The sequence below is a fragment of the Ignavibacteria bacterium genome, from assembly GCA_013177855.1.
GTDB lineage: Bacteria > Bacteroidota > Ignavibacteria > Ch128b > Ch128b > Ch128b.
On sequence record JABLYA010000001.1, the window covers coordinates 353,123 to 368,891 of the forward strand.

At 31.2% G+C, this 15,769-nt stretch carries 17 protein-coding genes; 6 read left to right on the plus strand and 11 right to left on the minus strand.

All coding sequences use genetic code 11. The features are described from left to right. Nucleotides 1-145: 145 nt before the first annotated feature. The 3 genes from HPY57_01550 to HPY57_01560 all read right to left on the minus strand — a co-directional run bounded on the left by HPY57_01550 (nt 146) and on the right by HPY57_01560 (nt 2,113). Entirely contained in the window at nt 146-409 is a 264-nt protein-coding gene (locus HPY57_01550) for a GIY-YIG nuclease family protein (protein NPV10462.1), read from the minus strand. A gap of 697 nt (nt 410-1,106) precedes the next feature. Further along, the gene (gene hypB / locus HPY57_01555; GenBank protein NPV10463.1) at nt 1,107-1,760 is read right to left on the minus strand and encodes a hydrogenase nickel incorporation protein HypB; all 654 of its coding nucleotides are present in this window, start codon (nt 1,758-1,760) and stop codon (nt 1,107-1,109) included. After that, the gene (locus HPY57_01560; GenBank protein NPV10464.1) at nt 1,757-2,113 is read right to left on the minus strand and encodes a hydrogenase maturation nickel metallochaperone HypA; all 357 of its coding nucleotides are present in this window, start codon (nt 2,111-2,113) and stop codon (nt 1,757-1,759) included. Before HPY57_01560 ends, hypB begins: the two co-directional genes overlap by 4 nt. Before the next feature lie 491 nt (nt 2,114-2,604). Here HPY57_01560 and HPY57_01565 point away from each other — a divergent pair, with 491 nt between their 5' ends. Together HPY57_01565 and HPY57_01570 are read left to right on the plus strand one after the other, a co-directional pair. Next, nucleotides 2,605-3,138, plus strand: a complete 534-nt coding sequence (locus HPY57_01565) for an RNA methyltransferase (protein ID NPV10465.1) — start codon at nt 2,605-2,607, stop codon at nt 3,136-3,138. A gap of 86 nt (nt 3,139-3,224) precedes the next feature. Further along, the gene (locus tag HPY57_01570; protein ID NPV10466.1) at nt 3,225-3,395 is read left to right on the plus strand and encodes a hypothetical protein; all 171 of its coding nucleotides are present in this window, start codon (nt 3,225-3,227) and stop codon (nt 3,393-3,395) included. Nucleotides 3,396-3,706: 311 nt separating this feature from the next. Here the strand turns inward: HPY57_01570 and HPY57_01575 are convergent, their stop codons facing one another. From HPY57_01575 to HPY57_01595, 5 genes are all read right to left on the minus strand, one after another. Then, complete coding sequence (locus tag HPY57_01575) at nt 3,707-4,081, minus strand: hypothetical protein (protein ID NPV10467.1); 375 nt, start codon at nt 4,079-4,081, stop codon at nt 3,707-3,709. A gap of 1 nt (nt 4,082) precedes the next feature. After that, on the minus strand, nt 4,083-6,854 hold the full coding sequence (locus tag HPY57_01580; protein ID NPV10468.1) for an ATP-dependent DNA helicase RecQ: 2,772 nt from the start codon (nt 6,852-6,854) through the stop codon (nt 4,083-4,085). Beyond that, nucleotides 6,805-7,776: a DUF559 domain-containing protein gene (locus HPY57_01585; GenBank protein ID NPV10469.1), complete on the minus strand. Its 972-nt coding sequence runs from the start codon at nt 7,774-7,776 to the stop codon at nt 6,805-6,807. Before HPY57_01585 ends, HPY57_01580 begins: the two co-directional genes overlap by 50 nt. 166 nt (nt 7,777-7,942) lie before the next feature. Further along, a complete protein-coding gene (locus HPY57_01590) occupies nt 7,943-8,377 on the minus strand; it encodes a phosphohydrolase (GenBank protein ID NPV10470.1) in 435 nt (144 codons plus the stop codon). A 71-nt stretch (nt 8,378-8,448) separates the two neighbouring features. Then, complete coding sequence (locus HPY57_01595; protein ID NPV10471.1) at nt 8,449-8,616, minus strand: hypothetical protein; 168 nt, start codon at nt 8,614-8,616, stop codon at nt 8,449-8,451. Nucleotides 8,617-8,772: 156 nt separating this feature from the next. Between HPY57_01595 and HPY57_01600 the strand changes: the two genes are divergently transcribed. The 3 genes from HPY57_01600 to HPY57_01610 are packed head-to-tail and all read left to right on the plus strand — an operon-like array spanning nt 8,773 to nt 9,599. Next, nucleotides 8,773-9,009 carry a hypothetical protein gene (locus HPY57_01600; protein ID NPV10472.1) on the plus strand — a complete coding sequence of 79 codons (237 nt, stop codon included), beginning with the start codon at nt 8,773-8,775 and terminating at the stop codon, nt 9,007-9,009. Nucleotides 9,010-9,014: 5 nt separating this feature from the next. Further along, nucleotides 9,015-9,338 carry a hypothetical protein gene (locus HPY57_01605; GenBank protein ID NPV10473.1) on the plus strand — a complete coding sequence of 108 codons (324 nt, stop codon included), beginning with the start codon at nt 9,015-9,017 and terminating at the stop codon, nt 9,336-9,338. Next, nucleotides 9,339-9,599, plus strand: a complete 261-nt coding sequence (locus HPY57_01610) for a hypothetical protein (protein ID NPV10474.1) — start codon at nt 9,339-9,341, stop codon at nt 9,597-9,599. It begins immediately after the preceding gene. Nucleotides 9,600-9,758: 159 nt separating this feature from the next. Here HPY57_01610 and HPY57_01615 read toward each other — a convergent pair whose 3' ends face one another. Then, complete coding sequence (locus tag HPY57_01615) at nt 9,759-12,863, minus strand: hypothetical protein (protein ID NPV10475.1); 3,105 nt, start codon at nt 12,861-12,863, stop codon at nt 9,759-9,761. Between the two features lie 243 nt (nt 12,864-13,106). Between HPY57_01615 and HPY57_01620 the strand changes: the two genes are divergently transcribed. Then, nucleotides 13,107-13,442 carry a hypothetical protein gene (locus HPY57_01620; GenBank protein ID NPV10476.1) on the plus strand — a complete coding sequence of 112 codons (336 nt, stop codon included), beginning with the start codon at nt 13,107-13,109 and terminating at the stop codon, nt 13,440-13,442. Here the strand turns inward: HPY57_01620 and HPY57_01625 are convergent. Both HPY57_01625 and HPY57_01630 read right to left on the minus strand, forming a co-directional pair. Further along, on the minus strand, nt 13,375-14,883 hold the full coding sequence (locus HPY57_01625) for a B12-binding domain-containing radical SAM protein (GenBank protein ID NPV10477.1): 1,509 nt from the start codon (nt 14,881-14,883) through the stop codon (nt 13,375-13,377). The two genes, HPY57_01620 and HPY57_01625, sit on opposite strands and share 68 nt — an antisense overlap. Before the next feature lie 249 nt (nt 14,884-15,132). After that, entirely contained in the window at nt 15,133-15,552 is a 420-nt protein-coding gene (locus tag HPY57_01630) for a DUF5131 family protein (protein NPV10478.1), read from the minus strand. Between the last annotated feature and the right edge of the window lie 217 nt (nt 15,553-15,769).

Here is a 15,769-nt window from a genome sequence, read left to right on the forward strand (position 1 = left end):
TTTTAAAATCAATACTCTGTCATATCAGAAACTATTGCTTTAGATACTGTAAACACTGATCAGTAATGTAAAAATAAATTTTACATAATACTCAAACAACATTACAATTAGCCTCAGCTCAACATTTTTAAATTATTCTGATATTTTAATCTAAAAATTTTGAAGACAAATCTTCCCAATCTTTATTGACTGATTCTATTAAATTTATTTTCCATTCCCTATGCCAGTTCTTCAATTGTTTTTCTCTTCTGATTGCATCATTAATATTATTGAATACCTCAAAATAGACGAGTTTGGTTAGATTATATCTTTTAGTGAAACCATTAATTAGTTTATTCTTATGTTCATAAACTCTTCTTGCTAAATTATTAGTAACACCAATGTATAATACTTTTGAATTGTTTGTCATTATATAGACATAATAATTTTTCAAGATTTAATACCTTAATTTTTTTAACATCATTAAAGATTTTTAATCAACATAATTAAGAAAGTCTTATTATTGTCACTCTGAACTTGTTTCAGAGTTTCTCTCTGTAAAAAAATACAATTCATCAATTCCAATGTCACCCTGAACTTGTTTCAAAGTCACCCCGAACTTGTTTCAGGGTCTCTCTCTGTTAAAAAAATACAATTCATCATTACAATGTCACCCTGAACTTGGTTCAGGGTCTATTTCTATTAAAAAACAAGATGCCAAAAACAAGTTCAGCATGACAGTTAAGGTTTTCAAAGAATACAATTCATCATTTCAACGTCACCCTGAACTTGTTTCAGGGTCTTTCTCTGTTAAAAAAATTAGATGCCGAAACAAGTTCAGCATGACAGTTAAGGTTTTCAAAAAATACAATTCATCATTTCAACGTCACCCTGAACTTGTTTCAGGGTCTCTCTCTGTTAAAAAAATACAATTCATCATTACAATGTCACCCTGAACTTGTTTCAGGGTCTTCTCTGTCAAAAATTTAGATGCCGAAACAAGTTCGGCATGACAAGTAAGGGTTTTCAAAAAAATACAATTCATCAATTTCAAAGTCACCCTGAACTTGATTCAGGGTCTTTTTCTGTTAAAAAAATTAGATGCTGAAACAAGTTCAGCATGACAGCTAAGACTTATCAACATTCTTTTTTATCCAATTTATCCAATCACTTAATCCTTCCCCTGTTTTGCAAGATATTTCAAAGATTTTAAGGTTTGGATTTATAGAAAGTGCATTCTTTTTCATTTCTTCAAGATTACAATTCACATAAGGGACTAAATCAATTTTATTTATAATTAAAACAGATGAATTACGAAACATTGCAGGATACTTGAGAGGTTTATCATCACCTTCTGTAGTGCTTAGAATTACTACTTTAATGTCTTCTCCAAGATCATAATTTGATGGACAGACTAAATTTCCCACATTTTCAATAATTAAAACTTCTATATCTGCATTCTCAATATTTTGATAAGCATCTCGAACAAGGTTAGCCTCAAGATGACATCCGCCATTTGTAACTATTTGAACTACTGGAACATTAAATTTACTTACTCTTTCTGCATCAAGGCTGGTTTGGACATCTCCTTCAATTACACCGATTTTAATTTTCCCTGATGAATGTTCAATTGTCTTTTCGATTATTGAAGTTTTGCCTGAACCAGGTGAACTGACAAAGTTCATTACAAATAAATTTTTTGATTTAAATTTCTCTCTGTTTTTTTGTGCAATTTGATCGTTCTTTTCAAGAACTTTTCGTTCGACTGTAATAATGCTCATATTTCCTCCTTGTGATCTTCAATTTCAATTTCTAAAATTTCTAATTCTCTGCCTTCGAGCAGTTGAACATTAAAAGAATTACACTCAGGACATAAAAATATTGGTTCTGGCAATATGCTCTCTTTAAAACATTCATTGCATCTGATTTTTATCGGGACTTCAATCACTTCCAAATTTACATTTTCAAATTCTGTCTGAGCTGTAATAGCTTCAAAGCTGAACTTTAGTGAGTCAACTAAAACTCCAGAGAGATGTCCAATTTTCACTTTTATTGAAATAACTTTTGCGTCCGGTGATGGAAGACTTGCTTTTGTAATTGATAAAATTTCCTGAGCAATTGAAAGTTCGTGCATATAATTCTGAAATTTTTTACAAAATATTAAATGAAATGTGAATAAAGAAAATTAGAATTTAATTGATGTCTATGGAATTCTTGTCGAATTTGTGATTAAAGAAAACGCAAAAAACATAGACACACAGATCTTAAAACAAATTTATTCTAAAAAAGACAATACTAATTTTTTCAATTTTTCTTTGCGAATACTTTGTGTTTTTTGCGCCTCTGCGATTTAAAGACCGAAAGCAAAAATGCTTAGATATACAGAGCTCAAAACAATTTTATGCTTATAAAGGCAATAATATTTTTTCAATTTTTCTTTGCAATGCCTTTGCGTTATTTGCGCCTCTGCGTTTAAGAAACCAAACTTAAAATCTCAAAGTCAAGAGTTTCCAGGAGGTAAATCTCGAATAAACAATTACTTTTTTACTAAACGATTAATTTTGTAAGAATGATTTTTTTCAATTAATATTTATGACAAGTCTAATTAAATATAGAATTAAAAAAATGCGAAAACTTACACACTCAGAAATTCAATCAAAACGATTAAGTATCGAGACGCTTAATCAAGCAAAAAAATTTCCTCTTTATGTTTTGCTTGATAACATCCGAAGTATGTATAATGTCGGATCCATATTTCGTACTTCCGATTCAATAATGATACAAAAATTATTTCTGACCGGCTACACTCCAACTCCAGAAAAGAAAGAAGTAAAAAAGACCGCTTTAGGTTCAACAGAAAGTGTTGAATGGGAATATCACAAAGATCCAATTGAATTGATCAAAAAATTAAAATCCGATGGGATCAAAATCGTTGCATTGGAAATCACAGACAAAAGTGTTCCTTATACCTCAATTACAAAACAGGACTTTCCTATGTGTCTAATTGTAGGAAATGAAATCACAGGCATTCAAAATCAAATACTAGAATTGTGCGATCTTGCAATAGAATTACCAATGTATGGAATTAAACATTCATTAAATGTCGCCGTCGCCTACGGTGTAGCTGTTTATGAATTAAGAAGAAAATGGGAAGAGTAATTTTTAATAGCGTTTAAAAAATTTTGTAAAACGATCGAAATAAAAGAGGCATTTACCCTCACTAAATTTGAAAAAATGGAGGCTAAATGCCCATCAAAATAACATTCAATAAAGACCTAAGCGAAATTATTGAGTATTTCAAAGAAAACAAAAATCTAGTTTCTTTTATTAACTCAATTGTATCAAGATTTCTGAAATATTTAATTGAGACTTTACTTGAAGCAAAAGTTGAATATGAGAGAATAAAGTTTAAATAAATTGTAACTTAATAAGTCCCAATGGGGATTTGAAATTTATTGAATAAAATATTTAACTACAACCACTATTGTTAAAAAATTAAGCTCAGAAAAAATTCATCTGGTTACTTTGATTGAATATTGAATAACAATGTTTCGTTGATTATGTTTTTTTATTTTGTTTTAATTGTTCATCTGAAAATTCTACATTTCGTTGATCCGTTGGTGCTAATAGTTCTGCATAAAAGAAGTTAGGTCGCAGATGGAATTTGGTTGAGTGTCATAAGAAACAAATCTTTTATGCTTGGTTAATTTCAGTCACCATCTCATTTTTATCTTAAAAGTGCGATTAGTCCAACAATGACGGCTGTTATTGAACTTGCAAGTGTTATTATAATTATTATCTTCAGCTTATTAATTGCATTCAATTGATTATTAAATTCTTCATTCATCTTACTTTCTAATTTTCCAATACTACCCAGAATATTAGGCCCACTTATTTCCTTCAAAATCTTGATAACCTCACAGATATCATTTGCAACCTTCTGTATTGACTCAATTAGATTTAAAAATCGCTGACTAATATTAACAAGTTCTTGCGTTGCATTATTATATGAAGTTGCCGCAGTGTGAAGCTCTTTTAAGGTTTCAACAAGCTTCTCAGCGATTTCTTCAGCCTTCAGAAATTTTTCTGCTTCTTTTTCCATTTTAACCTCCATTTTTTAAAATTAAAGTTCTGCATTCTTTTTCTAACCTTGCCAGAAGGAACCATGCTGGTATATCTGTTAATTCGATAGGCAATTTTTCAATAAGTGTTCTGGCAAGTGAACGATTTGGATACTTTGTAATATGTTCGGAAATCAACTCCTTAGCTATTTTTTTATCCCGTTCTGCAATCTTTGAAACTGCCCAAGCAGCAAAATCAAAAACAATATCATTATTTAGTTTATATTTCTCTAGAGCATTCGATATTGAGGCAGTAAAGTTTTGCTTTACCACTTCAGTGTTTTTATCTTTTGAAAAAATCTCAGATAGAGAACGCAACATAAGTAGAGAAGGTTGGTCGGGATAGCTTTCAAGATAGCGTGACACTTGCCCTCGAAGCTCAGCAGCGTCATTGGGCGAACACACTTTGCTAAAGACATCCCTGCATTTTATTATGCCAGCATTCTCATCATTAATAATTTCTTCTAATACCTCTGAATATTCAGTTGCTTCCAGGTATCGCAAGATTCGTTGCCGTATAGTTTCATCATTAGGAGAGCCGCTGCAGGCAAGCAACATTTCATAAAAAGCACGTCTTCTACCACCTTCAATTACATCATAGATGAAGTGAAGCAAAAGATTAATAATTCCCAAAATGAACTCAGAATAAGAAAGATAAAGTAACTGTGAGGCTTTTTCCATTTCATGTTGTCTTCTACTATAAAGATAACTTGCAACATATTTCCCATAGGCTTCGATAATTTCTTCTTTACTACTGCCTGATAATTTGACAGTAAATTCGTTACGAGAATAATCTATTGTATAATCGGAGACTATCCCAATGAGTAAAAGCCGATAAAGTGCCTTTTCGACAATTTCCCTAGCTTGTCTTGAAATATCTTCTTTCCTCTCTTTATTTAGCCTTTCCTTAATCTTATCTGGTATTGTCAGAATTTTTGTTCCTTTTTTAGATGTGTCACCCAAGTGTTTAAGAACTTCCTCAATATTTTGTTTTTCATGGGTAATTCCACGAAATGCATTAGTATGAAAATAAAGAACCCTTGTTATGTCGTCATTTTCTTCCCAAGGGATATTTTTAATAATTTTATCTATTTCTTCAACTTTTGTGTTGGGATCTAGCAATTTCTTCGACCTTGCAGGGTCATCATTTGAAACGATTATACAGCAATAAGCGGTTTTTTTATCTCTTCCAGCACGGCCAGCTTCTTGATAAAAGGACTCTATAGAAGGTGGAATACCAAAATGAATAGTATATCGAATGTTCGGCTTGTCTATACCCATCCCAAAAGCCTTGGTGCACACCAGAAGTGGTATTTTATTCCGTTTAAATTCTTTTGTTACAAATTGTTTGTAAGACCGGTATTGGTCAGGATGCCAATACTCGGGTTCCTTTCCGCTATAAATTTCAGCAGAAATACCTAAATCATTTCTGATTTCTTCCGCTACTCTTTTTACACCAAATTCACCACCAACGTGAGGACAAAAAATTAAGCCAGAATAAGTATTCTTCCCCTTTGGTTGATAGAATGTAGAGGTTGAAGTATTAAAAAGATTAGGTAACTTCTGTCCAAGATAACCCTTCAATCTAGCAGCTTTTTCCTGGGAATTAGAATAAATAATATCGAACTTTAATTCTTTTCTGTCAAAAGATTTTGGAGTTATAATAGCGTCGAAATCTTCTATTTGTAACTCCCGTTGAATATCTTTTAAAACCGCTCTTGACGCAGTTCCTGTTAAAGCAACCAATGGTGGAACATAGTTATCTGATTTACAATACTCCCGTGATGTTCTCCCAATGTTAAGATATGCAGTCCGAAAATCATGTCCCCATTCGGAAACACAATGAGCCTCATCTACTACAATTAACGAAATTGGCGTATGAACGGTAAGTGTTCGTAGTGATTCTCGAAATTCAATAGTTTGGAGTCGTTCAGGAGCAATAAAAGCAAAAAGATACTCTCCTAGTCCAAATAATTGAATTGCTCGCATTCTATCTTGAGTATCTGCAATTTGGCTTGTAATGGCAACACATCGGTCAATTCCTATCATCGCGAGATTATCAATTTGGTCCTCCATTAACGAGATAATTGGATCAATAACCACTGTTCTACCAGGTAGAAGCAAAGAAGCAAGTTGATATACTAAAGATTTCCCTGCTCCTGTCGGAAGTAGTAGCAGTACGTCTTTACCTTGCAGTGCCCGAGTTATTCCATCGTATTGACCTTCCCAGAAAAACGACTTACGGAACAGATATTGTAGAAAGTATTCTAAATCTTTTTCGTCTGGTTTTTCTAAACCTTCAATTACTGGTGTTGCTGAAAAAGATGAATTTGCTATATGGAATGGAATATAGATGTTTTGAACATAGAATGTTGGTAGATCAGTTGTAATTTTATCTGAAAAAGAGATACAAATTGCATTTGTAGATTCACTTGTGGTGTAATCAGATATAAGATTACAAACAGGTTCTTCAATGTTTAGTTCAAAAGAATAAAGTTTGCTAACTTTCTCTAATAATTCTACAAAGTCCAATACAGATTTCTTTAATATTGAAAGGGCTTCCTTTTTATTAAATATACCAATCTCGTCTAAATCGGCAACAATATGCCATAAAACCTTATCTTCTAAATTAAGAAAACCTGCTTGAATCGCTTGTAGTAGAGCAATCTGGATTTGGTGAACAATCTTAATTGAGTGGATAAACTTAATATTTTCTTCGGCAGGTAAGAATGAACTCTTTTTTAGACCATTCATTTATTGCAGAAAGCACTGACTTCAAAACTAATAATCGTTGACCATTTTCTTTTTGTATTTCGTTAGCTGGAATGCGTATAACCGTGTATCCATGCTTTTGTAAGATTTCATCTCGTTCTTTATCTGAATCAATATGTCGATTGTGTTGTTCGCCATCAATTTCAACTATGATTTTTTCTTTAGATTTAGGATGAAATATAGCAAAATCAACCCGTTGATGTCCTGTATTATCCATATTTAGATTCGGTGGAAGAAGACTTGAAATTTCAACTTGAGGCAGAACAAATTGTTTATAATTTTCCCCCAAAAATTTTGGGAGAAAATCTTCATAGAAAATATTTTCCTCTTTACTATCTAACCATATACTCTTTTGAGTTTTTTTATACCCTCTAATTACTAAAGATTCTATAAGCGTTAAAGAAGATTCGATTTTTGGTGATTTAAACATCTCCTTAAATTCTTTTTCAATTTTAGGAGATGAAAGAGTAATTCGTCCTCTGGTTAAAATCTTTTCCAAGACCGAAATTATCTGGCGTTGCTTTTGAGTTAGTGTAGGTTTAGATTCTCCAGCGGGAAAGTCAATTCTCCACTGAGAAAAAGCCTTTGAAATTTCTTCCTCTATATCCTCAGAATTAATACTTTCCAGCAAATCTTCAGGAACTGCTACAGATTCAAAAAACCGAACTTGGTAATCTTGAAATCTTGTTCTGGCTTTAAGAGTCCGGGGAAAGAAAGTTTCTGTTAAAGACTGTTTTTCTTTCTCAGGTTCTAATAGCTTAGTATCTTCAGGTTCAAATGGAACAGTTTCTTTACAATTGGGATAACGAGAGCACCCATAGAATTTCCCACCAGCATTTGGCCCTCTTTTTGCTGTGCGTAAAACCATTAAAGAACCACATTTTGGACATCTAACTTCTGTCATTATTTAACTCCGTTCTTTTTAGTTGGCAATTGCAATTAAGGTTTCGCGGCTTGTAGCAGTAGGGAGATTTATGACATTGCTGTTCAACTTGGCATAATAGTCTAATATAGAAATACTAAGGCTTAAAACATCTACTTCTGGTCTCTATTGCTACAAACCATTGTAATCAGCTGCCACTAAATGTTTTTAATGTCCAGTAAGCTTTTAAGTATTTATTTAATCGTTTTAAATCTCTATCGTTTAACTCTTTTAGTCTAGTGATGTCCAGATTGTCAAGCAAATCATTTATTTTTACTTTTACTGCAATTGGATTTTGTTTAACTCTCTCTATAAATTTATCATAATCTTCATTTTCTGATTCCTTAGTAAGTAATTTCAGAACTGAAATTACCTCTTCGGAGAATCCTTCATTTCTTAGGTCTTCAAATGTCAAATTACTATCTTCTATAACGTCATGTAATATTCCACAAATTTTTTCTATTTCTGTTTCACCTCTTAACATTACACGAATTGGATGTAAAATGTATTCCATGCCTGCCTTATCTTTCTGTCCTTTATGTGCATTTATGGCTATTTCTAGAGCTTTTTCTAAAGTTGCCATATTTTTTTATCTCCTTTAAAAAGTTTTTAAATATTTCTTTTTGTCTATTCTCTTCCATTAAAAGATACAATTCACATTATATATGGGCCGTCATCAAACATGAAATACATATAAAAATATTCTGGAGGTGATTTTCTAACTTCGTATTGGATTGACGCTTCGATAATTTCTTTACAAAGACTGATTGCTTCTTGAGGCGTATAAAAATCCCCAACTTGATATCTTTCTTTTTCATCCATTTAATGAAAGTTATCATCGACCATTACAAATATATTTTTTTCCCCATAACATTGCTTATAGATAAAATTTAATAATAGCGTTTAAAAAATTGTGTAAAAGGATAAAAATAAAAGAGGCATTTACCCTCACTAAATTTGAAAAAAAATGGAGGATAAATGCCCATGGAAATATCATACAAACAACACCTAAGCGAAATTATTGAATATTTCAAAGAAAACAAAAATCTAGTTTCTTTTATTAACTCAATTGTATCAAGATTTCTGAAATATTTAATTGAGACTTTACTTGAAGCAAAAGTTGAATATGAGAGGACTAAAGCTTTGATAAGAAGGAATTGGTATAATATAAGGATCAGAAAGAAGAACTTGAGATATATAACTTTTGTGTTTTGATTGCTTTGGGACTTAACGGAGAGACCAATAAAAAGGAAATAATTGATTTTCTTTTGGTTGGTAAAGAGACCAAGAGAAATTACAAGAGATTTATAAACTCACTAATTGATCGTGGGCTTAATGTTAATGAATTAGAATTATTTGTTCACGATGGTGATTTTGCCATTGTTAGTGCAATAAATGAGATATTTGGTGATATAGTTAAACAACAGAATTGTATCTTTCATAAACTGAAAAATCTTAGTAATGCAATCAAAAACAAAGATTTGAAAGAAGAAATCTTAGGTGAAGCATCACAAGTCTATAAATCAAAAAGTTATTTTGAATAAATCGAAAAAAAGAAAGAGTTTATTAAGAGATATTCCAAAATTGAACCTGAAGCCGTTGCAATTTTTTCAAGTGACGAGTTGATTAAGACAAAGTATTCAATGGATTTAAGACTTCACCATTTAATTCATACAACCAATCCAATTGAAAGGACAATAAGAGAGATAAGAAGAAGAACAAATGCGATTGGGTGTTTTGAAAATCTATCTAGTGCAGATAAAATTTTGTATTTGTACTTAATCGTTGGTTTTATAAATCGTTAATTGTTTGGTAATGCCTCTTTCAACTATTTTAACCTTTACACAAATTTTGGAACTTAATAAATAGATATTTCAATAAATTATACCTTTCCTAGCCGTGGTAAGCCATAAATACAAAAGTTGATGAAAAGTAGAATGTTCAATTAACAACATCACGCACCATTACGCTGGACGCTTACTGGCAGCTAGCATTTTGTTTTCTTGTTCATTATCACTTAGATTAATGTCTCTAATAATTACAACTCCGTCAGAGCTTAGTGTCATAATTCTACTCTCGTCTTCGGAAAATGCTACGAAGGTCACTTTCTTAGTTTTGTCATATTTGATATTATCACCGTGCCCTGTGAATGAATTAATTATCTTCCCATTAACTGTCTTTGCAATATGAACAACATTAGATTCTTGATGTCCATAACCTCCTAAAGTCAAAGGTTCATAACCTTGTTCAGATAATGCTAAATACTCACCTGTCGGACTGAAACAAAGAAAATTTTTCCCCTTTATTTCATTCCACTTATTATAAGTGTGGTAAATATTTGTTTTTGATTTATAAATATTTTGTCTCAACTTAACTTCTGTCGGTTTGCTGTCAAAAAGTTTATCATCAACAAAAAGGATGTATGTATCTGGTGTGCTATCATAAGTTGCGAAATAACCCGTTTTGGAAAATCCACAAACCCAAGATGCATATGTTGGATATCTACTTAAATATTCATCAAGTATTTCTAATGTACTTTTCTTTTCATCAAAATGAAGTTTTATTAAATGTATACCACCACCAGTTTCCAATCGATAAACTATACCCAAATACCTATTGTCATAACTGAATGATGCATAATTATAAAATTGGGTATCTTTAGGAAAAATAATCTCTTTGACTACACTGGTTCCAGTAATCCCAATTTCGGTATACTTTTTGACACCAACTACAGAATGAGAATTGATTTTAGTATAATCTTCAATTCCTAATGCTTGAAATTGCTCTTTGTAGGAATTAAAGATTTGTAGACGATTTTTATCAACCTTTATTTTTGCTTGTTCTTTCTCTTTTTCTTGTAGATAAAAACTAGGGTCATCTAAATCCTGTCTAAACTTTGAAACTTCTTCTACTTTTAATTCTTTACCATTTAGTTTATGGAAATACCTTACTTTGGATGACACTTGTGCATAAAGTTTTCCATCTGGACTCATAAACCTATAATGGTGGTAGTTAGGGGGAGTAATATCTTGAAATGTTATGGGGTCAATTATTTTCGCTGCTCTTCTGATATTTTGCTCAACAATTAAACTACCGTCATTTCTAAACGCTAAAAAGCTGCTGGAGATGAAGTTTATAGTTTCACCCTTTTCGATGTCATAAAGGAAATATTTATTGCTTTCATCTTGAAGAACTAAAAATTGACCGTTTGGGGAAAGATATGATTCCTTGTATTTGTTGTAATCGATTAATATTTCACGTAACTCATACTTTGCAGTTTGAGGATTAAATTTGGAAAGGTAGATTTCGTTTTTTCGATGTGATACAATTTTGTTTAGTTGCTTAGAGCAAAATTCAATGTTGCCAATAACTGCATCTTTTATCTCAAGAGTTTGGGGGTTAAAAACTATTTGATTAGACGATAAAGCGTATTTCTCAAAAAACTTAAAGTCCAAAGCGTCTTTAAAAAGTGAGTGATGCACTTTTCGCTCATCAAAATGTATTCTTGTGCAATTTTTCAAATCGAAGGCATTCAAAGATTTTGTGTTTGAAATATTTTTTTCTTTATCACGAAACCAGATAATTTGATGTTTTTTGAACAGGTCAGGATTTAGAATTTCTATTTGCTCTAAAATGGCATTATTTGGATTAGTTGAAAGGTAAAGTGAATACCTTTCTTTTGATTTTATTAAAAAATAGGGTATTTCGTTTATGGTGAATAGTTCTACCGAATCTTCATCGTTGAGCGTAACTTTATTCCTTCCTGCTAATAATATTTTTGTGCTTTGAAGACTTACGACAAGAGTATCATTATGATATTTGTTAACTTCCAGGTTAGGAGTTGCATCGATTAAAATATCTGCCTTCCCCGAATTAAAAAATAAAAGAGATTTTTCAGTATTTTCTATTGTGTATGGTTTGTCAGTACAGTTGTTTTGGTACTTTCTGATTATTTTCTTTTGAATAATAAAAACACCATTTTTAGTAGGGTAAATTTCGTGGGTTGTATATGTTTCTATTATTTTTTGAGATTGAGAAAGTTCATGAAAATGATCTGTTTTATCATCTGGAAGTGAAGAAATAACTTCTTCTTTAATTTCTTCAGTTTTTCTATTTAGGTCGGTTAGTTCATTTACACACTTTAGATACTTCCCGATATGAATTAAATTTTCGTTTTTGTTTTCCAAATTAACTTTAAAATTAAGATTGATCGTTTCAGAGTAGGTTGTATGTATATTTGTACAGTTAAGCGTATTGTTTTCAAGTGTGAATACATTACCTAATTTGTCTATTGCGTTATTTTCCTTTTTTGGTATTTCGAAGTACTCATCAAGATTGTACAAACTTGAAACTTTCAATACTTCATTATAAATGATATAAATATTTAAGTTGGCTTCATCTATTAAGTAATAATTAAAATTTTCAAATGATTTTAATTCTGTTAAGTATTTATTAGTATGGTGTACTAATTCGTAACAATGAATTGTTTTGGATTTTATATTATAAAGCCAAGCTTTATTGTTGTCAACAAGTATCTTAATTTCACGGTAATCGTTTAATAATTCTCCTACCAATGAGAAAGTTTCTGTGTTATAAACTCCAAGGTTAGTTATTCCGCTTGCAGTATTTCCTACTTTAGTTACAAATAAAAAATTAGTTTCATTAATCTTGTGAATCTCTGTTGGGCTATAATGGTTTTCAGTTAGCAATATTTGCTTTTTCTCATCATAAAGCAATAGTCTGTCCTTCATCAGAAAGAAGGAATATTCTGTGTCGTCAAAAACAAAAGCCTTTTTAAACTCACTTGACCCAAGTCTAAAGGCTTCTTTTATCTCTAATTCTTGCTGAAAAACGGTATTATTAAAATTGCATTTTGCAATCAATTTGCCTGTTGCATTCAGAGTTGTCAGTATAGTAGGATTTTTTGAATTAGCATTAATAGACGTAATTATTTTATCTTGGGCGTAAATATCAATTTTCAAATTGTCAACCAATGAAACAATTTGAAATTGGCTATTTTTATATCCAATACTCGGAAATATTTTAAATGGTCTTTTAATCTGTGTCATTTGTCTTTATGCTTGCTGCAAAAATTTTTGAGCTTTACGTTCGGGCGGAAGACCTGACGGAGTCATTGTCGTCCGAGAAGAAAACTCTATCTAAAGTAATAAAAAAGTAAATATTAGTCAAAAATAGCATTTAAAAAATTGTGTAAAATGATAAAAATATAAGAGGCATTTACCCTCACTAAATTTGAAAAAAATGGAGGATAAATGCCCATGGAAATAACATTCAAACAACACCTAAGCTAAATTATTAAATATTTCAAAGAAAACAAAAATCTAGTTTCTTTTATTAACTCAATTGTATTAAGATTTCTTAAATATTTAATTGAGACTTTACTTGAAGCAAAAGTTGAATATGAGCGGAATAAAGCTTTGTTAAAAAGGAATTGGTATCGGAATGGTTATTACACAAGACATTTAATTACTAAGATCGGACTAATTGAGAATATTCGAGTTCCGAGCTTAAGATATATAGTATATCAAAATAATATTTTTGATAAATGGGAAATACGCCTTAGTGATGTAGATTACTCAAATTCTCAAAAACTCTTTGGAAATGATATCCGTAAATCGAAAAAGTGATCATAAGTGGAAGCAACTTTGGTTTTCTAAACAACGACCAGAAAAATAATCTCCAGAAATGAATTCGTGCTTTACTCTTAATTCCTATAATTACAATTGATTTCATTAGAGCTGCAAGGTACTCACTGTTTTTCAAATAATTAGAAATACTGAAATTAATTTTGTATTGTGGTTTAAATTCCTTCAAGAATTTTTTAACTCTCTCATAATAATATTTCGGTGAATATATTTCCGACACAACTCTTTTGTAACCATCAATTAATTTATCAAGTCCAAGTTTTGGAATAAGATTTGTCGAGACATCTGTATTATTACCGGAAAAGTTTTTTACGATACGATTTTCATTCACAAGCCGTTCGTATAATTTTGTTCCTTTTGGTGCATTCAAAAGACCAACCATTGCTGTTACAATTCCACTTTGCTGAATAAAATCTACCATTCGATCAAAAATATTTGGTGGATCGTTATCAAATCCAAGTATGAACCCTGCCTGAACTTCCATTCCAGCCTTCTGAATTTTCTTAACATTATGTAAAATTTCTCTTCTTTGATTTTGAGTTTTTTTACATTCTTTTAGACTTTCCTCATTTGTGGTTTCAATCCCCACAAACACAGCATTAAATCCTGCATCAACCATTAGTTGTAATAATTCATCATCGTCAGAAAGATTTATTGAAGCCTGAGTATTGAATGTGAAAGGATATTTCATTGCTTTCTGCCACTCAATTATTTCGGGAAGAACTTCCAGTTTTAATTTTTTCTTGTTGCCGATAAAATTATCATCGACAAAAAATACATTTCCTCTCCAGCCGCGTTTATACAGTGCATTTAATTCCTCAATGATTTTAGATGTACTTTTTGTTCTGAATTTTCTTCCGAAAAGATTGGTCACATCGCAGAAGTCGCAATTATAAGGACAACCTCTTGAAAATTGAACACTCATTGAAGAATAATCTTTTAATCTTATCAAGTTCCATGATGGAATTGGCGTTGAATTGAGATCAGCAAATTCTGCTGTTGAGTAAATATGTTTTGGATTGCCCGTTTCCAGATCGTTTAGAAATTGGGGCAATGTAATTTCAGCTTCATTCAATACCAGATAATCAATTTCATTATGATCAATATAACCAGCTGTGAAAAATGGACCGCCTGCAACAATTCTAATTTTATGTTCTTTACATCTTTTAATTACACTTATCACCGATTTACTTTGAACTGACATCGCACTCAAAAACACAAAATCGATTCCGGCAAAATCAGTATCTCTAAGAGGACGGACATTCAGGTCGATCAATTTTTTATTCCATTCTTCTGGAAGCATTGATGCAATTGTTAATAATCCAAGAGGAGGATGAGTTGCTTTTTTTGATATAAATTTCAAAGCATGCTTGAAACTCCAGAAAGTATCTGGAAATTCAGGATAGACTAATAAAATTTTCATTTTAAATTCCTTTGTTTAGATAATTAAATTCTAAATGAAGTTAAGTAAAGTTTTGATTGGAAAAAACTGGCGGATTAGAATAAAATTTTATCTTTTGTATTCAACTCTCGTTACTGAAAAAAATATACTTAATGAATGGTGAAATGATTAAAATAAAGAAATTCTTTTCTGTAATATTCGATTTTATGGGAAGCAAAATATTTTATTGACTAAATTAATTCGCAAGAGAATTTGCCAATATTTGAAAATCTATGCTTTTTTAAACTCAGGATATTCATTCCATACTTTACCATGGAAAATTCTTCCATTTGCTTTTTTATTTCGTTTGACTTCATCAGCTCCCCAGGTGCCCCATTGCTTGAAGAAGAATGCGACATTCTGCTTTTTGCATTGATAGAATATTTCTTCTACCCATTCTTTTTTCATTGGTCTTGCATTTTTACCTGATTCACCACCAACAATTGCCCAATGAATTTCTGTTAAATCCAAATTACCGACTGCACCAATCAATGGCTCAAATGAAATAAACCTGATTCGAGCATTTATTTTTCTTAGTGTATCAATTCTTTTTTTAAACGCAGCACTTTCAACACTAACACCAAGCCAGACATTTGGTGGGACATCTTTATTTGAAAAATATTTTTCTATTTGATTGCGGTTAAAACCGATTTTTTTCTATTATTTTTTTTCTTTAGCCACGAGTTGAAACTCGTGGCTTTTTTTAACTATCTCTCTCTACTGCTCTTCTAGCTTGCGAATCAGCTCGATTTCTTCTAGAATTAGATTAATATATTTTTGAAAATTTATTATTGCTCCGAGCTCTGGTTTTTTAAATTATTTATTTGCATTGCCACGAGCTTTAGCTCGTGGCATAATTGAATATCAA